General features: G+C 75.1%; 22 protein-coding genes. 10 read left to right on the top strand and 12 right to left on the bottom strand.

What is annotated here, in order from left to right; translation table 11 throughout:
• Positions 1-58: 58 nt before the first annotated feature.
• Together AB0N04_RS31365 and AB0N04_RS31360 are read right to left on the bottom strand one after the other, a co-directional pair.
• Entirely contained in the window at positions 59-1,840 is a 1,782-nt protein-coding gene (locus AB0N04_RS31365) for a threonine/serine exporter family protein (RefSeq protein WP_360211219.1), read from the bottom strand.
• A gap of 209 nt (positions 1,841-2,049) precedes the next feature.
• Positions 2,050-2,703: a VTT domain-containing protein gene (locus AB0N04_RS31360; protein ID WP_360211217.1), complete on the bottom strand. Its 654-nt coding sequence runs from the start codon at positions 2,701-2,703 to the stop codon at positions 2,050-2,052.
• Positions 2,704-3,130: 427 nt separating this feature from the next.
• On the opposite strand from AB0N04_RS31360, the gene AB0N04_RS31355 reads away from it, so the two are divergent.
• The gene (locus AB0N04_RS31355; protein ID WP_360211215.1) at positions 3,131-3,454 is read left to right on the top strand and encodes a hypothetical protein; all 324 of its coding nucleotides are present in this window, start codon (positions 3,131-3,133) and stop codon (positions 3,452-3,454) included.
• Between the two features lie 109 nt (positions 3,455-3,563).
• On the opposite strand, the gene AB0N04_RS31350 is transcribed toward AB0N04_RS31355, so the two are convergent.
• Positions 3,564-4,766, bottom strand: coding sequence for a TetR family transcriptional regulator (locus tag AB0N04_RS31350; RefSeq protein WP_360211213.1), 1,203 nt, complete (start codon positions 4,764-4,766; stop codon positions 3,564-3,566).
• A 267-nt stretch (positions 4,767-5,033) separates the two neighbouring features.
• Here AB0N04_RS31350 and AB0N04_RS31345 point away from each other — a divergent pair, with 267 nt between their 5' ends.
• Positions 5,034-6,191: an acyl-CoA dehydrogenase family protein gene (locus AB0N04_RS31345; protein ID WP_360211211.1), complete on the top strand. Its 1,158-nt coding sequence runs from the start codon at positions 5,034-5,036 to the stop codon at positions 6,189-6,191.
• A gap of 141 nt (positions 6,192-6,332) precedes the next feature.
• Here AB0N04_RS31345 and AB0N04_RS31340 read toward each other — a convergent pair whose 3' ends face one another.
• Entirely contained in the window at positions 6,333-6,599 is a 267-nt protein-coding gene (locus AB0N04_RS31340) for a hypothetical protein (RefSeq protein WP_360211209.1), read from the bottom strand.
• A 231-nt stretch (positions 6,600-6,830) separates the two neighbouring features.
• Here AB0N04_RS31340 and AB0N04_RS31335 point away from each other — a divergent pair, with 231 nt between their 5' ends.
• Positions 6,831-7,148: a cupin gene (locus AB0N04_RS31335; RefSeq protein ID WP_360211207.1), complete on the top strand. Its 318-nt coding sequence runs from the start codon at positions 6,831-6,833 to the stop codon at positions 7,146-7,148.
• A 61-nt stretch (positions 7,149-7,209) separates the two neighbouring features.
• Here the strand turns inward: AB0N04_RS31335 and AB0N04_RS31330 are convergent, their stop codons facing one another.
• Complete coding sequence (locus tag AB0N04_RS31330) at positions 7,210-7,800, bottom strand: TetR/AcrR family transcriptional regulator (RefSeq protein WP_360211205.1); 591 nt, start codon at positions 7,798-7,800, stop codon at positions 7,210-7,212.
• Positions 7,801-7,910: 110 nt separating this feature from the next.
• On the opposite strand from AB0N04_RS31330, the gene AB0N04_RS31325 reads away from it, so the two are divergent.
• From AB0N04_RS31325 to AB0N04_RS31310, 4 genes are all read left to right on the top strand, one after another.
• The gene (locus tag AB0N04_RS31325; protein WP_360211203.1) at positions 7,911-9,467 is read left to right on the top strand and encodes an MFS transporter; all 1,557 of its coding nucleotides are present in this window, start codon (positions 7,911-7,913) and stop codon (positions 9,465-9,467) included.
• A gap of 218 nt (positions 9,468-9,685) precedes the next feature.
• Complete coding sequence (locus AB0N04_RS31320; protein WP_360211201.1) at positions 9,686-10,048, top strand: DUF202 domain-containing protein; 363 nt, start codon at positions 9,686-9,688, stop codon at positions 10,046-10,048.
• 175 nt (positions 10,049-10,223) lie between these two features.
• Positions 10,224-10,502 carry a Sec-independent protein translocase subunit TatA gene (tatA, locus tag AB0N04_RS31315; protein WP_360211199.1) on the top strand — a complete coding sequence of 93 codons (279 nt, stop codon included), beginning with the start codon at positions 10,224-10,226 and terminating at the stop codon, positions 10,500-10,502.
• Positions 10,503-10,656: 154 nt separating this feature from the next.
• Positions 10,657-11,223, top strand: a complete 567-nt coding sequence (locus AB0N04_RS31310; RefSeq protein WP_360211197.1) for a potassium channel family protein — start codon at positions 10,657-10,659, stop codon at positions 11,221-11,223.
• Positions 11,224-11,321: 98 nt separating this feature from the next.
• On the opposite strand, the gene AB0N04_RS31305 is transcribed toward AB0N04_RS31310, so the two are convergent.
• From AB0N04_RS31305 to AB0N04_RS31295, 3 genes are all read right to left on the bottom strand, one after another.
• Positions 11,322-12,863, bottom strand: coding sequence for a hypothetical protein (locus AB0N04_RS31305; protein ID WP_360211195.1), 1,542 nt, complete (start codon positions 12,861-12,863; stop codon positions 11,322-11,324).
• 294 nt (positions 12,864-13,157) lie between these two features.
• Positions 13,158-13,328: a hypothetical protein gene (locus tag AB0N04_RS31300; protein WP_360211193.1), complete on the bottom strand. Its 171-nt coding sequence runs from the start codon at positions 13,326-13,328 to the stop codon at positions 13,158-13,160.
• Positions 13,329-13,519: 191 nt separating this feature from the next.
• A complete protein-coding gene (locus tag AB0N04_RS31295; protein WP_360211191.1) occupies positions 13,520-13,831 on the bottom strand; it encodes a hypothetical protein in 312 nt (103 codons plus the stop codon).
• Positions 13,832-13,990: 159 nt separating this feature from the next.
• On the opposite strand from AB0N04_RS31295, the gene AB0N04_RS31290 reads away from it, so the two are divergent.
• A complete protein-coding gene (locus tag AB0N04_RS31290; protein ID WP_360211189.1) occupies positions 13,991-14,974 on the top strand; it encodes a LuxR C-terminal-related transcriptional regulator in 984 nt (327 codons plus the stop codon).
• A gap of 21 nt (positions 14,975-14,995) precedes the next feature.
• Here AB0N04_RS31290 and AB0N04_RS31285 read toward each other — a convergent pair whose 3' ends face one another.
• From AB0N04_RS31285 to AB0N04_RS31270, 4 genes are all read right to left on the bottom strand, one after another.
• On the bottom strand, positions 14,996-15,364 hold the full coding sequence (locus tag AB0N04_RS31285; protein WP_360211187.1) for a VOC family protein: 369 nt from the start codon (positions 15,362-15,364) through the stop codon (positions 14,996-14,998).
• A gap of 57 nt (positions 15,365-15,421) precedes the next feature.
• Complete coding sequence (locus AB0N04_RS31280; protein WP_360211185.1) at positions 15,422-16,948, bottom strand: protein kinase; 1,527 nt, start codon at positions 16,946-16,948, stop codon at positions 15,422-15,424.
• A 409-nt stretch (positions 16,949-17,357) separates the two neighbouring features.
• On the bottom strand, positions 17,358-18,413 hold the full coding sequence (locus tag AB0N04_RS31275; RefSeq protein ID WP_360211183.1) for a hypothetical protein: 1,056 nt from the start codon (positions 18,411-18,413) through the stop codon (positions 17,358-17,360).
• Positions 18,410-19,219 carry an RNA polymerase sigma factor gene (locus AB0N04_RS31270; protein ID WP_360211310.1) on the bottom strand — a complete coding sequence of 270 codons (810 nt, stop codon included), beginning with the start codon at positions 19,217-19,219 and terminating at the stop codon, positions 18,410-18,412. The genes AB0N04_RS31275 and AB0N04_RS31270 overlap by 4 nt, the downstream gene beginning before the upstream one ends.
• Before the next feature lie 310 nt (positions 19,220-19,529).
• Between AB0N04_RS31270 and AB0N04_RS31265 the strand changes: the two genes are divergently transcribed.
• The gene (locus AB0N04_RS31265; protein ID WP_360211181.1) at positions 19,530-20,222 is read left to right on the top strand and encodes a hypothetical protein; all 693 of its coding nucleotides are present in this window, start codon (positions 19,530-19,532) and stop codon (positions 20,220-20,222) included.
• 220 nt (positions 20,223-20,442) lie between these two features.
• Positions 20,443-21,162 carry a VC0807 family protein gene (locus AB0N04_RS31260; RefSeq protein ID WP_360211179.1) on the top strand — a complete coding sequence of 240 codons (720 nt, stop codon included), beginning with the start codon at positions 20,443-20,445 and terminating at the stop codon, positions 21,160-21,162.
• The last annotated feature ends 15 nt before the right edge of the window (positions 21,163-21,177 follow it).

The following is a 21,177-nucleotide window of genomic DNA, read 5'->3' as shown; positions in this document are numbered from 1 at the left end:
GTCCTGCGTCCGGTCGGCCGTGACGTGGCCCGGAGGCCAACACCGGTCCAACGCCCGGTCAGAACCCGCGGGTGCGCTTGGCCGCCCGGCGCGGGCCCATCGGGTACAGCGACGGGCGCTCGCCGCCGACCGGGAGTTTCATGAAGAGTCGGGCGATCTCGCCCCCGAGGTTCACGCCGATCGCCAGCGCCATCGCGATCGCCGCCGCCCGGGAGACCGACACCAGGCCGGCGCTGGAGTGGCCCTGCGCGAAGGAGAGCATCCCGAGGTAGAGCGCCGACCCGGGCATCAGCGGGCCGATCGCGGCGGTCACGTACGGCAGCGCCGAGCCGTTGCGGTAGCGCGCCATCAGCTGCCCGAAGAGGCCGACCAGGCCCGCCGCCACCCCGGTGGCCGCGATCGGGGACAGGCCCGCGTTGTAGGCCAGGACGCCGTAGCTGGCCCAGCCGATGCCGCTGTTCAGCGTGACCAGGGCGAGCGAGCGCCGGTCGGTCTGCAGCAGGGTGGCGAAGGCCAGGGTGAGCACCAGCGCCGCGATCATCTGGACCGGCGGGTAGCTGACGCCCACCAGGCTCTCGTCCGGCCGCAGCTTCGCCTCGAAGCCGACGCCCAGGTAGAGGATCAGCATCACCCCGATCACGATGCCCGCGACCAGGTAGATCACCTCCAGCAGGCGTGCCGCGGCGGTGATGTAGAAGCCGGTCAGACCGTCCTGGACGGCGGCGACCAGGGCCCGCCCGGGCAGCAGCGCGAACAGGCCGCCGGTGATCACCACCGAACCGCGCAGCCCCCAGTCGTTGAAGGACAGGATGATCCCGGAGGCCGCGGCCGGCATCGCGGCCGCCACGAACTGGTAGAACTCCGGCAGCCGGCGCCGGGCCAGCATGGAGGCCAGCCGGTCGCCCAGGACGGCCGCGACGAAGGCGCTGGCGAAGACCAGCCAGGCCTTGTCGTCGGCCCGCCCGCCGACCAGGAAGGTGGCCGCGCCGGCCAGCAGACCGGTGGTCAGCGCGAGGAACCAGGCCGGGTAGGGGTGGCGGTTGCGGCGGATCGCGGCGAGCCGGCGGTAGGCGTCGTTGACCGTGACCTTCTCGGCGGTGATGTCCGCGACCAGCTCGTAGACCGCGTTCAGCCGGGTGTAGTCGGAGGTGCGGCGGCGCACCACGCGGTCGGCGGTGATCGGCGGCTCGACCAGCGAGGGCTGGTGCGAGATGCCGATGAGGGTGAAGGTCACCTGCGGCTCGCAGTGGTCCAGCCGGTAGGCGTGCGCGATGCCGAGCATCGCGGCCTCGACGTCCTCGGCGGCCTCCCCGCTGGCCAGCAGCAGCTCGCCGATGCGCAGCGTCAGGTCGAGGATGCGCGGGACGTTGCGGGTCGCGGCCGCGGAGGGGTGCAGTTCGCGGGCGGTCCGCTCGAAGGCGGGCCGCTCGGACATCGGGGTGCGCAGCAGGGTGCGCATCCGGTCCGGCCAGGGCGCCTCGCCGGGCGCGCCGGGGGTGAGGTCCGCGACGGGGATGCCGGTGGGCGGCGTGTAGCCGGCGGCCCGCCACTCCTCGGGGGTGAGGGTGTCCTCGGCGACCGAGCGGCGCCGGGCCGGCCGGGCGGCCCCGCCCGACGGCTCCAGTCCGGGGTGCGGCCCGGCCGCGACGGCCGGATCGGGCTCGAACGCGGGCTGGGCCTCGGACTCCGGCTCCGGCTCCGGCTCCGGCTCCGGCTCCGGGTTCAGCAGGCCCCTGGTCTCCGGGATCGGCGGAACGAGCGGGACGACGGTGACGGGCTCGACGAGCGGGGCCGGGTGGCCGAGCAGGCCCTCGGTGGGCGGTGCCTCGGCCGGGTCCACCGGCCGGACCGGCGGTGTCCGCCGCGCCTGGCGGACCGCCCGGCCCCCCCTCGCCCGCTTGCCGCCGCCCGGTCGGCCCCGCTTCGGCACTTCCGCTCCTCGCCACCCCTGGTGGCCGCCTGCCACCGTTCGATCTCGGGTTACACCTTGCCTGATCGAACAGCCGGACGCACATGTACGCGACGTAGCGTGACCGTCCCCACGGGCGCCTACCCGGCGCGGTGACGGCTGGCGGCGGCCGCGCCGGAGCGGCGGGCCCGGAGCAGTTCGACGGCCACCGGGACCACCGAGACCAGCACGATGCCGACCAGGATGGCCTCGATGTTCTCCCGGACGAACGGGATCCGGCCGAGGAAGTAGCCGAGCACGGTGACCCCGGCGCCCCACAGGACGCCGCCGACGACGTTGAAGACCACGAAGGTGCGGTAGTTCATCCTGCTCACCCCGGCGACGATCGGGGTGAAGGTGCGCACGATCGGCACGAAGCGGGCCAGCACGATCGCCTTGGGCCCGTGCCGGTCGAAGAAGGCGGCGGCCTTCTCGACGTTCTCCTGCTTGAACAGGCGGGAGTCGGGGCGGCGGAACAGCCCCGGCCCGACCTTGCGGCCGAACAGGTAGCCGACCTGGTCCCCGGCCACCGCGGCGGCCACCACCAGCGCGCAGACCAGCCAGAGCGGCTGGTGCAGGTACGTGCCGCCGGCCACCAGCAGGCCGGTGGTGAAGAGCAGCGAGTCGCCGGGCAGGAAGAAGCCGATCAGCAGGCCGGACTCGGCGAAGACGATGGCCAGGATGCCGAGCAGGCCGAAGGTCGAGATCAGGTGGGTCGGATCGAGCCAGGACGGGCCGAGGGCGAGGCTGGTCACGGTGCGGGCACTCCGGGAGGTCGAGTCTTGGCAATGAAAAGGTAAAGCATTCACCAAGACTCGTCGGCCTCCGAAATGGTTCCCCGACCGGGCGGGGCGGGGCACCCCGCCCCCGTCCCGCCCCGCCGGACCTTCGGGAGCACCCGGTCAACTCTTGGTTGACAGCGGAGGGTTGCCGAAGAATCCCGGCCTGGCCCTCAACTGGCCCTTCCCACAACGGATTCGGCCGGCCGGACGGCGCCCGTCGGGCCGTCCGGCGGAACCCGGATACGACAACGCCATGACACCATCGGGGGAATTGCCACCCGTACGGTGGAGTTCGTCCACGCCGCTGGTGAATGCTGAACGTGCGACGTCAGGCAACGGCGCCACGGAGCGGCCACTCCGGATCGCGCCACATTTCGCACCCCAGCTCAGGGAGACCAGCGTGTCCCGTATTCGCGCAGCCGCCGCCGTCACCGCCCTCGGCGCGTTCCTCCTCGTGGGCATCGGCGCCACCGCCGCCCACGCCGACAACGGCGCCGGCGCCGTCGACCACTCCAACAGCAGCGTCGTGAACAACACCGGCTCCGGCAACATCATCGGCAACGTGACCGGCAACGTGGTCAACACCCAGCAGACCGCGACCGGTTCGGGCGCCGCCAACCAGAACAACGGGCTGGCCGTGACCGGCAACGGCGGCAACATCGGAGCCCTGCAGGGCAACGGCAACGTCGACGCCCGGGTCTACTACCCGCACGTCCTGTACTGAGGCGGGCCCGACAGGGCCCAGGCGCCGCTCCCGGGGTCTGCCACCGGGCGCCCCACCGGGCCGGGCGCCCGCTCCCGCCGGGCGGGGGCGGGCGCCCGGCCGCGGCCGTTCAGGACGAGCCCAGGACGGCCCGGCCCAGGCGCAGCAGGCACTCGCCGAGGTCCGGCCGGGCACTGTGCGGACGGTTCCGGACCCCGTCGTTGACCAGCGCGAACAGGGCGTGGACCCGGATCCGGGCCTCGACCGCGTCGTAGCCGGGCCGGACCTCGCGCAGCAGGCCGACCCAGGTCCGCAGGAAGTCGCGCCGGAAGTCCACCGCGGCCCGCCGGTCGGGCGGGGCCAGCCGCTCCGTCTCGCTGAGCATCGCGCCCAGGTAGTCCCCGTTGCGCAGCGCGAAGCCGACGTAGGCGCCCAGGCCGGCCTCGAGTGCGGCCCGCGGGCCGTCGGCGGCCGTGATCGCGCCGTCCACCTGCTGCCAGAGCCGCTCACGGCTGCGCACCAGCGAGGCGGCGAGCAGCTGGGCCTTGCTGTCGAAGTGCCGGTACACGCTGGGGCCGGAGATGCCCACGGCGGCGCCGAGCTGGTCGGTGCTGACGTTGTCGAAGCCGCGCTGGTGGAAGAGCCGCACGGCCGCGGCGAGCAGTTCCTCCCGGCGGGCCGGCGGCCGGGGGCCGGGCAGCGGGTCGGCGGCAGCGACGGCCCGGGAGGCCGGGACGGCTTCGGTGACCCGGGCGCCCCGGGCGGCGGAGCCGGCCTCCGCGGTACCCGGGCCGACCGCGAGGACGGCGGCGACCAGGTCGCGCAGCACCGCCTCGGCTCGGCGGGGCTGCGGCGCGACCGTCTGGTAGGAGAGCCCGGCAGCCGCCGAGAGCGCCGACCAGCAGATCAACTCGACGTCCGGAGCGGACAGTTCAGGGCGCTCCGCGCCCAGCACGGCGGCCATCAGCCGGACGTCGGCGCGCAGCTCGCGGCGCAGCTCGGCCCGCCGGGCGGGTGGCAGCAGCCGGGCGTCGCGCTGCACCAGGGTTCCGAGCGGGCGGTGCCCGACCGCGACGGCGGCCAGCGCGGCACCGAGCTCGCCGCCGGTGCGGGCCGCGCGAAGCCCGTCGGCCAGCGCGTCCAGGCCCAACCGGACGGCGCGGTCGAGCAGTTCGGGCTTGCCGCGGAAGTGCCGGTAGAGGGCCGGCGCGGTGATGCCGACCCCGGCCGCGACCTCGCTCATGGAGACCTGGTGGTAGCCGCTGCGGTGGAAGCGGTCGGCCGCCACCGCGAGGATCTGGGCGCGCCGACCGGGCGGCCTCCGGACCACCATGGCCGCCTCCCTCCCCCGTCCGCTCCGGCCGCCGGACCGCGGCGCCGCCGGCCCCCCGGACCCGCCGACTCCCGGACTCCCGGACTCTTGGGATCAGGCTAGCAAGGATTCACTTGACGGCACCGCGAGCCCGCGACCACCGCTCGTTTCCGGCCTCGTCGACCCTGGACAGTCGAAGCTACCCGGGATTAACTTGTGGGGCCATCACCTGGCACGTTCAGCCTCCGCCGGCCCCACCGGCCGGTCGCCACCGAAGGGAGCGCCACCGTGCGCCGCACCGTGTTCAGCGAGGACCACGAGGCCTTCCGGGAGACCATCCGGGACTTCATCGCCAACGAGGTCGTCCCGGTCTACGAGAGCTGGGAGGCCGAGGGGCACCCGCCGCGCGACTTCTACCGCCAGCTCGGCGAGCTCGGCGTCTACGGCATCGAGGTGCCGGAGGAGTACGGCGGCGCCGGCGAGAGCGGCTTCAAGTACCAGGCCGTGATCGCCGAGGAGACCGCCAGAGCCGGCGTGAGCTTCGGCTCCTCGGGCGTGCACACCGGGCTCGTCCTGCCGTACCTGCTGGAGTACGCGAACGAGGAGCAGAAGCGGCGCTGGCTGCCCGGCTTCGTCTCCGGCGACATCATGACGGCGATCGCGATGACCGAGCCGGGCGCCGGCTCCGACCTCGCGGGCATCACCACCACCGCCCGGCTCTCCGAGGACGGCACCCACTACGTCCTGAACGGCGCCAAGACCTTCATCACCGGCGGCGTGCTGGCCGACCTCGTCCTGGTGGTCTGCCGCACCGCGCCGTACGACCCGGAGAACCGCCGGGCCGGGCTCTCCATCCTCTGCGTGGACACCGCCTCCGCGGGGTACAGCGTGGGCCGCAAGCTGCAGAAGATCGGCCTGCGCACCTCGGACACCGCCGAACTGGCGTTCAGCGACGTCAAGGTGCCGGTGGAGGACCTGCTCGGCGAGGAGGGCATGGCCTTCGCCTACCTGACCCACAACCTGGTGCAGGAGCGGCTGGCGATCGCGGTCGGCGCGTACGCGTCCGCCGCCGCCGCGGTGCGGTTCGCGGTGCAGTACGTCAAGGACCGCAAGGTGTTCGGCAAGGCCGTCGCGGAGTTCCAGAACACCAAGTTCACCCTCGCCGACTGCGAGGCCCAGGTGGTGGCGCAGCAGTCGATGGTCGACCGCGCGCTGGAGCTGTACCAGAACGGCGAGCTGAGCGTGGCCGATGCGGCCGCCGCCAAGCTGTTCTGCACCGAGTCGGCGTCCGTCGTAATCGACAAGTGCCTTCAGCTGCACGGCGGTTACGGCTACATCCTGGAGTACCCGATCGCCCGGCTCTACACCGACAACCGGGTCTTCCGGATCTACGGCGGCACCAGCGAGGTCATGCGCAGCATCATCGCCAAGTCGCTCGGGCTGTAGGCGCTGCTCGGACCGCGGGCGTCGCCCGGCCCGCGGTCCGGTTCACGGCCGCGGCGGGCCGCACCCCCATGGCGGCCCGCCGCGCCGCGCGGTGGCGGCGCGGGCCGGCCGGTCGGGTGCGCCCGGACGGCGGGGCCGCGGTCAGTTGGGCGAGCTGTGCTCGGTGCGCCAGGCCTCCCAGCCGGCGTTGGACGCCACCTTCGCCTCGTGCAGTGCCCGGTGGGCCATCGCGGACGGCGGGGTGTCGAGCCCGCGCATCCAGTTGCGGCCGGCCGTGGCCAGTGCCGCGCACACCATCACCGCGCCGGCCATGCCGATCACGGCGCCGACGCCGCTGAGCACCGCACCGCCGGCCAGCATCGGGCGGTTGACCTGGAAGCCGCTGAAAAGATTCTGGTTGGTCGCCATGCCTCCACGATGCGGGCACTCGGCGGGAGTCGCACGTCGAACGACTCCGGGCGGGCGTCGACGGCCCCGGACGGGCCCCGGACAGGCTCCGCCGGGCCCGCGGCGGGCGGGCCGGCGGAGTGGACGGCCCGGGCGGACCGGGGGGCGGACCGCCGGCTCCGGGTGCGCGGAGCGGACGCGTCCGCGACCCTGGGCGCAGGACCCCGGCCGGCGGGGCCGGGAGGACGCCCGATGCCCGATCTCGAACAGCTCGCCGTGGAGCACGCCGCCCGCGCGGCCGAGAGCCCGCACGGGCGCAGCGCCCACCTGGTGCTGCACGACGGCCTCCTGCGGCAGACCGTGATCGCCCTGACCGCCGGCACCTCGCTGGACGAGCACACCCCGCCCACCGCCGGCAGCGTGCAGGTGCTGCGCGGCCGGGTCTCGCTGACCATCGCCGGCCGGCACCTGGAACTGCCGACGGGGCGGCTGGAACCGGTGCCCCAGGAGCGGCACGGGCTGCTGGCCCACGTCGACTCGGTGGTGCTGCTGACCGTCGTCACCGTATGAGGCCCGCCGTCACCGCACCGTGAGAGTGACCGCCGTCACCGCACCGTGAGGGCGCCCGCCCTCAGGCGGCGGCCGGGCCGAGCACCCCGCCGCTGACCAGGCGCAGCCCGCGCAGGAACTCCCGCCCGCTCGGCACCTGGTCCGGGGAGGCCAGCCACTGCGCGGCGTACCCGGCCAGCAGGGTCTGGTAGAAGGCGCCGCGGACGAGTTCCTCCTCGGTGTCCGGGACCTCGGGCAGCCCCTGGAACAGCGCGGCCAGGCCGAGCCGGCCCTCCTTCTGCGCGCCCGCGAACGCCTCCGCCAGTTCGGGGGCGTGCCCGGTCTGGGCGAGCGCCTCGAACTGGGCCGCCCAGAGTCCGCGGTGCGTGGCGAAGACGCCGCGCAGGCCGTCCCAGACGGCGGCGAAGCGCTCCTCCGGGTCGGCCGAGACCTGGTTGGCGGCGTCCACGACGGCCCCCAGGGCCGCCCCCATGTCCCCGATCGCCTCGATCATCGCCGCGTTGAGCAGGGCGTCCTTGGAGCCGAAGTGGTAGCCGATCGCGGCGAGGCTGACGCCCGAGGCGGTCGCGATGTCGCGGGCCGTGGTGCGTCCGTAGCCCTTCTCGTACAGGCAGCGCTTGGCGCCGGCCATCAGGTCTTCGCGGTTTCCCATGCCCCGAATCCTACGGAAGGTCTGGACGAATGTCTTGCACGAATGTCTTGGACGATCGATTTACACATCTGTACTAGACAAGCGTCTGACACATCCGTACTGTCATCCCCATGACCGCAACCACCGGCCGCGCAGGCCGCCGCGAATGGATCGGCCTGGCCGTCCTCCTGCTCCCGACGCTCGTCCTCGCCATGGACATGGGCGTCCTCTTCTTCGCCGTCCCGTACATCTCCACCGAGCTGGCCCCCAGCGGCACCCAGCAGCTGTGGATCATGGACATCTACTCGTTCCTGCTCGCCGGCCTGCTCATCACCATGGGCGCGCTGGGCGACCGCATCGGCCGGCGCCGGCTGCTGATGGTCGGCGCGGCCGGGTTCATCGGTGCCTCACTGCTGGCCGCCCGGGCCGACACCGCCGGCGGGCTGATCGCCGCCCGCGCCCTGCTCGGCGTCGCCGGGGCCACCGTGATGCCCTCGACGCTCGCGCTGATCCGCACGATGTTCCACGACCCGCGGCAGCGGCAGGCCGCCCTCGGCGCCTGGGGCGGCGTCCTCACCGCCGGCGCCACCCTCGGCCCCGTCGCCGGCGGCCTGCTGCTCGACCACTACTGGTGGGGCTCCGCGTTCCTGCCCGCCGTCCCGGTGATGGCCCTGGTCCTGCTCGCCGCCCCCGCCGTGCTCCCCGAGCACCGCGCCGCCACCCCCGCCGGCCGCTTCGACCTGCCCGGCGCCGCCCTCTCGATCGCCGCGATCCTCCCGCTCGTCTACGGGGTCAAGACCCTCGCCGTCGACGGCTGGCACCCGCTGCCCGCCCTCGCTATCCCGGCCGGTCTGCTGCTCGGCGCCGCGTTCGTCCGGCGCCAGCGCACCGCCGCCCACCCGCTGCTCGACCTCGGCCTGTTCCGGATCCGCACCTTCACCGGCGCGATCACCGTCAACACCATCGCGATGTTCGCGATGATGGGCTTCTCCCTCTTCACCTCGCAGTACCTGCAGCTGGTCAAGGGGATGAGCCCGCTCACCGCCTCGCTCTGGTCGCTGGCGCCCAGCCTCGGCGTCGGTGCGGCCGTCGGGATCACCTCGGCGCTGGCCGGCCGGGTCCGCCCGGCGGTCCTGATGGGCGGCGGCTTCCTCGTCGCCGCCGCGGGCTTCGCGATGATGACCGCGGTCGGCGCCCACTCCCCGCTGGCGGTCATCCTCGTGGCGGCGGGCGTGCTCGCCGCCGGCACCGTCGGCACCATGACCATGACCGCCGAGATGGTCGTCTCCGCCGCACCCGTCGAGCGGGCCGGCGCCGCATCCGCCACCTCCGAGACCGCCGTCGAACTGGGCAGCTCGCTCGGCATCGCCCTGCTCGGCGCGGCCGGCGCCGCGGTCTACCGCCACCAGCTGGACGGCGCCCTCCCGGCCGGGCTCGACGGCGAGGCCGGCCGGGCCGCCCGGGACACCCTCGGCGGCGCGGTGACCACCGCCGCCCACCTCCCCGACCGGCTCGGCTCCGACCTGCTGGAGACCGCCCGGACCGCCTTCACCGACGGCCTGCACGTCGCCGCCGTCGTCGGCCTGGTCTTCGCCCTCGGCGCCGCGGTGCTGGCCCGCCGCCTGATGGGCCACCTCCCCGCCGCCGCCCCCGCCCCGAAGGCCGGGGCCGAAACGGTCACCGCCTGACCGGCCCACCCGGCCGGCCCGGTCCACGCGAGTCATCGAGAGCCCCCGCCTACCCGGGCGGGGGCTCTCCGCCGTTCCCGGCAGCCGCGGTACGCCTCCCGACGGTTCCCGACCGCCGCCCCGACCGCCGCCCCGGGCCGCCGGACCGCGGAAGGCGGGCCGGGGCGGGGCGGTCTAGGCTCTGGCGCAGTGGGCGCGAGGAGCGCGAGGAGGCCGTGATGCCGGAGCCCGGGGAGGCCGACGAGGAGCGGGAACCGCTCGACTACCGCTTCTCGCTCGCCAACGAGCGGACCTTCCTGGCCTGGATCCGCACCTCGCTGGGCCTGCTCGCGGGCGGCATCGCGGTGGACCAGCTCACCCCCGACATCGCCCCGGAGCCGCTGCGGGTCACCCTGGCCGTGGTCTGCGCGCTCGGCGGCGCGGTGCTGGGGCTGACGGCCTACCAGCGGTGGACGAAGGTGGAGGCGGCGATGCGGGCGGGCGCGCCGTTGCCGCGGACCCGGGTGCTGCTGGTGCTGTCCACCGGGGTCGCGGTGGTCGCGGCGGTGCTGTGCGGGCTGATCATCGGCTACTCCGGCTGACCCCGCGGCCGCGTCGGCGACGCACACGACGCTTGCGTTCCGCTCGAACGGCACCTGGTTTTCGGCCAGCGTTTCCCGGCCGGTGTATCCGTTCGCCGTCAGTGCCAGGCATACTGGCCAGCACGGGCAACAGCCCACCTCGTGACTCTAGACAAGAAGGGACCGGTGGCCAGGGATGCTGCGGAACGGTCTTGAGCCCTGGCACCTCCTGGTGGTGCTGGCGGTCGTGGTCCTGCTGTTCGGATCGAAGAAGCTGCCGGAGATGGCCCGTGGCCTGGGCAAGTCCATGCGCATCCTGAAGGCGGAGACCAAGGCTCTGCGCGACGAGGACGCCCCGGCGGACGCCGCACAGGCCGCCGGCACCGCGCAGAGCACGGCCGCCCCCCAGCCCGCCGTCACGCCGACCAACGTGACCAAGGCCACCGAGACGAAGCGGCCCGAGACGACCGCCTGAGTCCCGCACTCGCCCCCGGAGCCCCCGGTACCGTCCGACGACGGCGCCGGGGGCTTCGTCGTACGGTGACCCGCACGGCGCCCGGCCCGACGGCCCGACCCGGACGGAGCAGCCCGGCGGGCGCCGGAGGCCCCGGCGGAACAGGCTGGGCGGGATGTCCGAGAACCCGCTGCCGCCTCCCGCGCCCGTCGACCTGCGGGCCTGGTCCTATCTGCTCCTCGCGTTCACGCTGCTGATGGTCGGGTACTTCACCCTGCCGCTGGAGTGGTTCGGCAACCGCCGACCGGTGGTGAGCTGGACCTTCTTCGCGGCGGCGGTGGCCGGGATGACCTGGCTGCTGCTGGCCAAGATGGCCGGCGTGATGCGCGGGACGGCCAAGCGGCCGGTGGTCTGGCTGATCTTCCTGATCTGCATGGCGCTGACCATCTTCGCCGCGACGTACTACGTGATGGGGAGTCACAAGTCGGAGTTCGCGGGGCTGGAGACCCGGCTGGACGCGCTGTACTTCACGGTCGTCACCATGGCGACGGTCGGCTACGGCGACATCACCCCGGCGGGGCAGACGGCGCGGCTCATCGTGACGATGCAGATCGCCTACAACTTCGTCTTCCTCGCGGCGGCCGCCGGGACGCTGTCGAAGGCGGTCCGCAGCAACGTGGAGAGCCGGATCGCCCAGGGGACGGGCGGGCGGCCCCGGCGCGGCCGGCGTCACGGGGGGTGACGACCCGGAGTGACGACGGCGAGCCCCGCCCTGGTCGGGCGGGGCTCGCGGGGCGGTGCCGGTGGGCCCGCCGACGGGGCGGGCGGGGCCGGTGGAGGTCAGCGGCCGCCGGTGACCAGGATCTGGGCGGAGCCGTCCGGCATGCCGGCGATGCCGACGCGCTGGGCGTTGAAGGTGCTCGCGCCGTAGGCGCCGGCGATCGGGGCGAAGCCGGTCCAGCTGCCGTCCGAGTTGCGGCTCCGGTGGTAGACGTTGCCGTCGTTGCCGATGGCCAGGACCTGGGCGGTGCCGTCCGGGGTGATGGTGATCGAGGCCTGGCTGGCCGCCATGGTGGGGGTGCCGACGCCGTCGATCGGGGCGAAGCCGGTCCAGCTGCCGTCGGAGCGGCGGATCTCGTGGTAGACGTTGCCGTCGCCGGGGATGACGAGGAGCTGGGCCGAGCCGTCGCGGTTGGCGGCGATGGAGACGTCGGACGCGTGGACCGGGCCGCCGTCGGTGCCGAGCACCGGCTGGAACGGGGTCCAGGAGCCGTCGGCGGCGCGGACGGTGTGGTAGACGACGCCGTCGCCGCCGATCGCCAGGGTCTGCGAGGAGCCGTCCGGGCCGACCGCGATCGACACCCGGCCCGCCTTCATCGGGGAGCCGTCCTTGAGGACGAGCGGCTGGAAGGCGCTCCAGGAGCCGTTCGCGCTGCGGATCGCGTGGTAGAGCACGGTGTCGGCGCCGACGGCGAGCACCTGGGCCGAGCCGTCCGGGCCGACCGCGATCGACACCTGGCTGGCGGCCATCTGCTTGCCGTTGAAGTCGGTCAGGGCACCCCAGGGCTGCCAACTGCCGCTGGTGTAACGGACGGTGTGGTAGACGTTGCCGTCCAGGCCGATGCCGACCACCTGCGAGGAGCCGTCGGGCGCGGCCGCGATGGCCTCCTCGGTGCCGTTGAACTGCGGGGCCGTGGCGACACCGTTGAGCGCGCCGAGGCCGGTCCAGGTGCCGTCCGCGTTGCGGGTCCCGTGGAAGAACTGGCCCTTGGTCTTGCTGACCGTGGGCGCGGAGTCGTCCGCGATCCGGTTGTAGCGGTAGGCGTAGAAGTGCCGGCTGTTGATCTCGCTGCGGTTCATCACCCGGGCGCGGGTCGGGCCGGAGCGGCTCCACTCCTCGATGATGTTGGCCGCGTTGTGCGAGCCGTCGGTCCAGCCGACGAAGAGCGCGGTGTGGGTGTCGATGTTGTTGAGGGCGTCGCCCGGCTGGAGGTCGTCGAGGCCGATCCGGGTGGAGACGTTGACCAGCGAGTTGGTGTTCAGGCTGTCCGTCAGCTGCCAGGCCATCGAGACCAGGCCGGAGCAGTCCTGCCGGTAGCGACCGCCGGTCTCGGCGTCGGCCCACCAGCCGTACGGGCTGACCAGGCCGTTGGGGCTGTACGGGACGGCCTTGTTCACCCAGTCCTGGGCCCGGGCCACGGCCTGGCTGCGGGTCACCGTGCCGCCGGGGGCGGCGCCGTTGCCGAGCGTGCCGGTCGAGGTCGGGGTCCGCCAGGAGGCGACCACGGTGTCGGCCTGGGCGGGCATGACGGAGAACACCGCGGAGGCGGAGACGGCGGCGAGGCCGATGGCGAGGGAGCGGGAGAGGGCGCGACGGGACACGACGGATCCTTTGATGGTCATGATCGGGTCAGAGTTCTTCGGTGGTGCTCCCCCGCGACCGGGCGGGACCGGGCGGGAGCGGACGGCGGCGTCGAACCGCCGGAGGGGGGAGGGCGTGCGGGCCGCGGCCGGGCGGCTGCCCTGCAGGAGCAGCCGGTGCGGCGGGGTGCGGCGGCCCGTGGGGCCGGGGTGGAACGGCCCGGGCCGGGCGGCGCGGGCGGGGTGGGCAGGGTGGCACTACGCGGAGCGGGCGGGCGGAACGGCCCGGACGGCGCTGCGCAGGGCGGGGCTCGATCAGCCCCAGATCATGTCGTAGGCGACGACGGGGGCGCCGGAGACGCCGGCGGTGGTGCTGGTGGCGGCACTGGCGGTGGTGGCGCTGCCGGCGACGGCGGGGGCCAGACCGGCCAGGGCGAGGGCGAGGGTGGCGACCGCGGCGGCCTTGGCGATGACGGTGCGGAGCATGACGGTGTCCTCTTCTACGGGTGCGACGGCTGGGTGGGTCCGGTGGTCGCGTCCCGCGGTGACGGATCCTCCGGCGCCGTCCGGAGCGGTGCTCCCTGGCGGCGATCACTAGCTTCGTCGCAGCTCAGCGGCAGTGGAAGGGAATCCGGCTGGCCGGAAACGTCCCTGGACCGTTCCGGCCAGGGCCCGTCTCAGAGCCCCAGCAGCCGCTCGTAGAAGGGCGCCAGCAGCGGCGCGGCGCCGCGCGCCGCACGCCAGCCCGCGAACTGCGGGAGCGCGGTCAGCGCCCGGTGGCAGAAGCGGTCGGTCCGCGCCTCGGCGTCCTCCAGCCGGTCGGCCAGCAGGTAGACGCCCAGCACCGGATCCGCGCCCGGGTGCGGGTGGACGACGAGGTGCTCGATCCGGTCCTCCGGCCACACCTCTCCGCGCAGCAGCTCACGGGCGTCGGAGGGCAGCGCCAGCCCCGGGGACACGGGCCGCAGTACGGCATGAACGAGATACATACGACGAGCGTGCCGAACCCGGCAAACGATGCACAGGGGCCGAACATGGACGCTCCCGTCCTTGGCCGAAACCGTCCACCGGGCGGTGTGGCACCCCTCCGACCTGCTGTGGAATGATCGTCTACGCTTCGAACACGAGTCCATCACGGGGGTTTGGACATGCTGACGACGCTGGGGCTGGACACCGCCTCGGAGGCGGTCTACCGGGCCATGCTCGCCCATCCGAACGACGGGGTGGAGGGTCTGTGCACCCGGCTCTCACTCACCGAGGAGCAGGTCAGGAACGCCCTCGACCTGCTCAGCGAGCTCGCCCTGCTGCGCCCCTCCGCCGAACGCCCCGGCGAGCTGCGGGCCGTCTCCCCGGACGTCGGCATGGAGATCCTGATGGCCCGCCAGCAGGCCGAGCTGGCGGCCCAGCAGCTGCGCATCGAGGCCTCCCGCGCCGCGGCCGCCCAGCTCATCGCCGAGTACGCCGACCTGCGGCCCACCAAGGCCCACCCCGACGTCGAGCACCTCGTCGGCCTCGACCGGATCCGGGACCGCCTCTCCGCCCTCACCCGCGAGATGCGCCACGAGGTGATGACCTTCTCCCCCGACGGCGCCCAGAAGCCCGAGAACATCGAGGCCGCCAAGCCGCTCAACCAGGACCTGCTGTCCCGCGGCATCCGGATGCGCACCGTCTACCTCGACAGCGTGCGCAACAGCCCGCACACCGTCGACTACGTCAACTGGCTCGCCACCCACGGCGGCCAGGTCCGCACCGTCCCGGCGCTCCCCACCCGCATGATCGTCGTCGACCGCTCCACGGCCGTCATCCCCGTCCAGAGCGACGACACCGCCGCCGGCGCCGTCGTCCTCAGCGGCGAGGGCATGCTCACGGCGCTGTGCGCCCTCTTCGAGACCGTCTGGGCCGGCGCGCAGCCCCTGGGCGACGCCGCCGCCCCCGACGAGCACGGCCTCACCCCGCAGGAGCACACCGCCCTCACCCTGCTCTCCGACGGCCACACCGACGAGGCCATCGCCAAGCGCCTCGGTGTGTCCCCGCGCACCGCGCGGCGCATCGCCAACGACCTCATGGAGCGCCTCGACGCCCGCAGCCGCTTCCAGGCCGGCGTCCGCGCCGCCCAGGCCGGCTGGCTCTGAGACGGTCCCGCGGCGCCGCGGTCAGCGGCTCGTGTCGATGACGCAGAAGCGGTTGCCCTCGGGGCAGGCGAGCACCACGAAGTCCGGGTCCTCGGGGTAGCTGTCCCAGTCGACCCGCCGGGCGCCGAGCGACACCAGTCGCTCGACCTCGGCGGCCTGGTCGCCGGCGTCGCCGGCGTAGAGGTCCAGGTGCACCCGCGGGTGCTCCTGGACGGGCGACTCGCTGACGCCCAGCGCGATCTGCACGCCGCCGCCGGCGGCGGGGACGAGCACCGTCCAGTCCGCCCCGACCTCGCCGTCGCGCGCGCGGTAGCCGAGCGCCGCGGTCCAGAAGGCGACCGCGCGCGGCATGTCGGAGACACCGAGGACGACGGATCCGAGAGTCAGCATCCCGCCATTGTGACGGCCCGCCAGCACCCCTGCGGCGCCGGGCCCTCAGCCGGTCCCTCAGTCGTTCTGGTCGCCGGCCGTCGCGTGCAGGGTGATCAGCAGGGCCGACAGCCGGGCGTTCCAGTTGGCGTTGGTCGCAGGGTCGATGGCGTGCTTCTTCGCCATGTCGCGGATCACCTTCTGGGCGTCTTTCAGCTCCTGGGCGGCGTCGTCCGGGGAGCCCTCGTTGAGGCGGGCCGAGGCGTCGTCGAGGATCCGCAGCAGCTCGACCTGGCGGTCGCGGTCCTTGCCGACCTGGGCCTGCGCGACGGCCTGGCGGAAGGCGTTGAGCTGGAGCGCCGGGGCCTGGTTGCGGGGGACGACGGGGGCCGCCGTGGTCGGGAGGGCGGCCGGGGTGGTGGGCGCCGCCGGGGTCGGGGTCGGGGTGGGCGTGGCCGTCGGGCGGGCGGAGGCGGTGGCCGCGGGCGGCTTGGCCGCCGGGGTCGCGTGGCCGGCCGGCTCGTCGAAGGCGGTGACGGCCAGCGCGGTGACCCCGGCGAGCCCGGCCACCCCGAGGGCGCCCAGCACGAGCGGCCGGCGCCGGCTGCGGGCGGCGGGCGCCGGCGGGGCCGCCGGGACGGGGGCCATCAGCGAGGTGGCGGGCGCCGCGGCCTGCGGCGGCAGCAGAGTGGTGTGCTGCTGGTCGGCGTTCGCCGCCGGGACGGGCGGGAGCAGCTGGGTGGCGGCGGCGGTGGCGAGGAGTTCGGTCGTCGGGTCGCCGACCGCGAGCCCGGGCACGGTGGAGAGGAGCTCGTACCGCGCCGCGGCCGCGTCCGCGGGCCGGTCGGCGGGCTTCTTGGCGAGCAGCCGCAGGACCGCGGCGTCCAGGGCCGGCGGCAGACCGGGGCGGCGGGCCGACGGCGGCAGCGGCTGTTCGCCGACGTGCTTGAAGGCGATCGCCACCGGGCTCTCGGCGGTGAACGGGGTCGCGCCGGTCAGCATCTCGGTGAGCACGCAGCCGACGGCGTAGAGGTCGGTGCGGCCGTCCAGCGCCGAGGCCGTGGCCTGCTCGGGCGACAGGTACGCGGCCGTGCCGAGCACGCTCGCGGTCTGGGTGAGGTTGCTGGAGGACCCGGCCCGGGCGATGCCGAAGTCGACGACCTTCACGCCGCCGTCGTCGGTGATCATGATGTTGCCGGGCTTGATGTCGCGGTGGACCAGCCCGGCCGCGTGCGCGACCGCCAGCGCCTCGCAGACCGCCGCCGCGATGCCGACGGCCCGCTCCACCGGCAGGGCCGGCTGCTGCGCCAGCACGGCGGCGAGCGAACGCCCGTTGACGAGCTCCATGACGATGAACGGGGTGCCCTCGTCGACGCCGGAGTCGAAGACCATGACGATCCTCGGGTGCACCAGCATCGCGGCGTGCTGCGCCTCCCGGCCGAACCTCTCGGCGAAGCGGGGGTCGTCGGCGAGGCCTCCGTTGAGGACCTTGACGGCCACCTGCCGGCCCAGCACGTGGTCCACGCCGCGCCAGACGGTGGCCATGCCGCCGACGCCGAGTATCTCGACGAGTTCGTAACGCCCGTTCAGCGCCCGTCCGATCACTGGAGCTCCCCTCACGTGCCGTGCCCGGGGTTCCGGGCCGCCTCGTGCACCCGTGCACGATAGCCGCCCGGCCGGACCGCCCCGCCGGGGGCGGGGAGGCGGTCGGGGGACCGGGCAGCGGTCCCCCGGCCGCCGGCACGGGGGGTGCGGCCCGCCCTGACTGCGGGCGGGCGGGCCGCACGTTCCGGGCCGGCCGGCCGGCGGCGCGTCCGGGGTGATGCGCCTGCCGGTCCGGCCGGGGCCGGCCGGGTGGACGGTGGGCACGGGGGAGCCGACCGGCCACCCGGGGTCTTCGGGTGGTCCTGCGTACTGCGGGTACTGCAGGTCCTGCGGGTGGTGCGGGTGGTGCGATCCGGGTGGGCGGCGGGCCCGGGGGGAGTCGCCCGCCGCCCACCCGGAGTCCGGGGGGTTACCGCCGGCCCGACTGGTCGTCCTCGGGCCGGTCCGGTTTGACCGGGCTCGGGCGGGCGTCCGGCACGACCGGTACGGCCGGCACCGTGGAGGCGGTGCCGCCGGCCCTGCCGGGCTGCTTGGCCGCGTCGCCGCCGTTGGTGCCGGCGTCCGTGCCGCCCTTGCCCTTGCCGTTGGCGTTGTCGTTTCCGTTGGTGTTGTCGTTGCCGCCCTTGCCGGCGCCGGGGCTCGGCACCGCCCGGCCCGGGTCGCGGGGCTGCGGGGCGGCGCCCTGGTGGTCGTCGTCGCCCTGCTTCCCGGCGCCGTCCGCGCAGTACTCCGCCACCTTCTCCGCCCCGCCGGCCGCCGCGACCAGGGGGGCGTAGAGCGGGTCGGTGAGCAGCTGGCGCGAGCGCTCGCCCTTGCCCGTCCGGTCGGCGAACCCGCGGCAGAGCGGGACCAGCGCGGGCGGGACCTGCCGGGCGCCGCGTCCGTCGGCACCGGCGGAGGGGGCGCCGGGCGCCGGGGCGGTGGACGGCGCGACCTGCTGCGGGGCACCGGACGGGCCGGTGCCGGACGGGCGCGGGGACGCCCCGGCCGGCGCGGCACTGCGCGGCGGGGTGCCGGACGGGTGGCCGGACGCGCTGCCGCCGCCGGTGGCGAGCATGTGCTCCGGCTCGGCGGGGCCGCCCAGCGGGGACGGCAGGTTCCCGGTGCCGGCGGCGACCGCGACCCCGCACAGCGCCGTGGCGCCGAGCACGACGGCAACGGCCTTCGTGCTGAAGGCCCTGGCCAGCGTGGCGGTCGCCATCGATCGTCTCCGGACGGGTGCGGTCACTACGGGGTCGGACGCGAGACGGGCCTCCCGGAAGGCGGCCAGGGCGTGCTCCTCCCCGGCCAGCTCGTCGACCGTCGCCGGGGCGGCGGCCGCGGCGAGGACCCGGGCGACTGCCCCGGGACCGCCGTCCGGTCCGGTGAGCGAGGCGTCCTGCCCGGCCGGCGGGCCGCCCACGGCACCGCCGAGCAGGTGCTCGGCCGTGTCACGGTCGATCCGACGGGATCGGTTGGTGCTCATCTCATGTCCTTCAGCGTCGCGGCCCGGCGTTCTGTCACACCCTGCGCAGTACTTTTTTTCGCGGACCGCCCCGCGGCCCGTCCCGCGGGTCGTTCGGCGGGCTCCGCGGCCGCCCGCGCGGCCGGGATGCCGGTACCGGCCGCGAAGGGCTGCTCCAGCAGCGTGGCCAGCTTGCGCAGCCCCCGGTGGGCGGCCATCCGGACGCTGCCGGCCCGCTTGCCGAGCACCCGGGCGGCGCTCTCGGCGTCCAGTTCCATCACCACCCGCAGCAGGACGGCCTCGGCCTGGTCGCGCGGCAGCCGGGAGATCAGCGCCAGTGCGTCGGCGGTGCCGACGGTGGTGAGCGCGGCGCGCGCGGTGTCGTCCCCGGCGGCCAGCTCGGCGAGGTACTCGAAGGGCAGGTCGGTGACCGGGCGGCGGCGGCGGGCGCGCAGGTGGTCGAGCGCGCGGTGGCGGGCCACGGTGGCGGCCCAGCCGCGGAAGCCGTCCCCGTCCCCGGAGAAGCCGCGCAGGTCGCGGGCGATCTGCAGCCAGGTCTCGGAGGCGATGTCCTCGGCGTCCTGGGCGTCCTCGGGACGCCCGCCGACCAGTACCCGCAGGTAGCGCAGCAGGCCCGGCTGGACCGTCCGGAACAGCAGCCGGAACGCGTCCTCGTCCCCCGCCTGCGCGGCCCGGACGGCCTCGGTCAGATCGACGGGGGCGACGGGCCCGCCGGGTGGTGGGCCGGCGGAAGGGACTGGTCCGGACCGGCCGACGGGGCTGTCGGTGCCCGCTCCGGGGCGCTCTGCACTCTGCACCCGCCACATCATGCGCCATCCGGGCGACCGGGTCCGGGTCCGGTCGAAGGACCACGGGCCGCCGGGCCCAAGGTCCCGTCGGCCGCCGCCCTTCGCCCGCGGCCCCGGAGGCCCTCCGCCGCCTACGTTGTCCGTGGGCGAAGCAGTCCGGGCCCGGTCGGGCCCCGGGGCCGCCGTGCGCACCGCCGCGCCCGGACCGCCTCGACGACCGGCCGCCGCACCGCCCCTCCGTCCGCCCGCCCCCGCGCCGCCGCGCGCCCGGGCCGGCGGCCGGGCCGGCCGCCCCCACCAGCAGTGACGACCAGCAGGGACGCCCGCGATGACCACCGCCCACCAGCTCCACGCGGAGGGGCTGCGCCACCACCTCGCACCCGGCCTGCGCGCCCTGGGACTGCGCGGGTGGCGCCGCACCTTCGCCCTGCCGGACGAGACCCACTGGCTGCTGCTGGGCGTGGTGGAACGCCCCTCCGCCGACCGGACCTCCTTCACCTTCGACCTCAGTGCCGTCCGCCGGGCCGACTGGGCCGCCGCCGGTCTCCCCGGCCACCGGCCCGACCCGCGCACCCGGTACGGCCTGGAGGTCTGGCGGGCGCGGATCGGCGAGGTGCTGCCGGTCGGCGAGGACGTCTGGTGGCAGGTCCTGCCCGGGCCGCGCTGGCCGCTGGTGCTGGAGGACGCGGTCGCCGCCGTCCGCCGCTACGGCCTGCCGGAGCTGCGCCACCGGGCGGCGCGGGACCGGGACGGCACCGGAGAGGGCTACCTCTCCCGCGCCGGGCTGGAGGACGTCAACGCCGCCCTGCTGACCGCCTCGGTGGCCCGGGTGCAGCGCGCCGAGCTGATCGCCGGGGAGCTCGTCCTGACCGGCGCCTGGACCCGGGGCGACGCCGTCTCCCGGACCGTCCTGGAGGGCGTCGCGCGGGGCTTCCTCTCGGCCGGGGACGAGCGCTACCGCACCGTCCGCTGCCTGGACACCCGGGGTCGCGAACTGTGGGCCTTCCCCCACCGGGGTTAGGCCGTGTCGCGCGTGCCCGGGGGCTCGCTGCCGGGGCACGCCCCGCGGCGGCACACCCCGGGAAACCCGCAGGTCGGACGGGTCGTCACGGGCCGCACCATGACAGCTGTCACACGGATCCCGCAACGGACGGCACTGCTCTGACGGAGGGTCGGACGGAAAGACTGGAGGCACGACGCGGGCAGGGGCCCGCGGCCGCCGAGCCGGGGAGGAACCCACCGTGAGCCAGCCCGTCAACACCGCCACCACCGCCCCGATCGCCGCCGCTCCCGCGGCCCGGGCCTCGAACCCGCTGCTCTCCGGGCTCCGCCCGCTCGCCCTCGACGTGGCCGCCCCGCTGGCCGGCTACTTCCTGCTCCACTCGGCCTGCGGCCTGAGCGAGTTCGCCGCGCTGGCCTGGAGCAGCACCATCCCGGCCGCCCGGACCGTCCTCGGCCTGCTGCGCGAGCGGCGGCTGAACCTGTGGGCCGCGCTGATGCTCACCGTCAACCTGGCCGGTCTGGCGCTCACCTTCGTCACCGGCGACGCCCGGCTGATGATCGCCAAGGACGGTGCGCTGAGCGGCACCGTGGCGCTGGCGATCCTCTTCTCGGGGCTGGTCGGCCGGTCGGTGATGACCCCGATGCTGATGCCCTTCGTCACCCGGGGCCGGGCGGACCGCACCGCCGCCTGGCACCGGCTGACCGGGGGTGCGGCGGCCGGCTCCCGGGCCTTCCGCCGCCACGAGCGGGTGTTCGCGGGGATCTGGGGCACCGCGCTGCTGGCCGAGTGCGCGGCCCGGGTGGTCGGCGCCTTCACCCTGCCGGTGTCGACCATGGCCTGGCTGTCCACCGTGTTCCTGGTCGGTGCGATCGCGGCCGGCTCGGTGCTCGGCCAGAGCGCCACCGACCCGATCGCCAAGCTGGTCATCGCCGAGGCCGAGGCCCCGACCACCGCCTGACCCGGCCCCGACCCG

The organism is Kitasatospora sp. NPDC051702, assembly GCF_040681575.1.
In the GTDB taxonomy this organism is placed as follows: Bacteria; Actinomycetota; Actinomycetes; order Streptomycetales; family Streptomycetaceae; genus Kitasatospora.
Note: the sequence above shows the minus strand (reverse complement) of the source record. Positions and strands in the feature narration are given on the sequence as shown.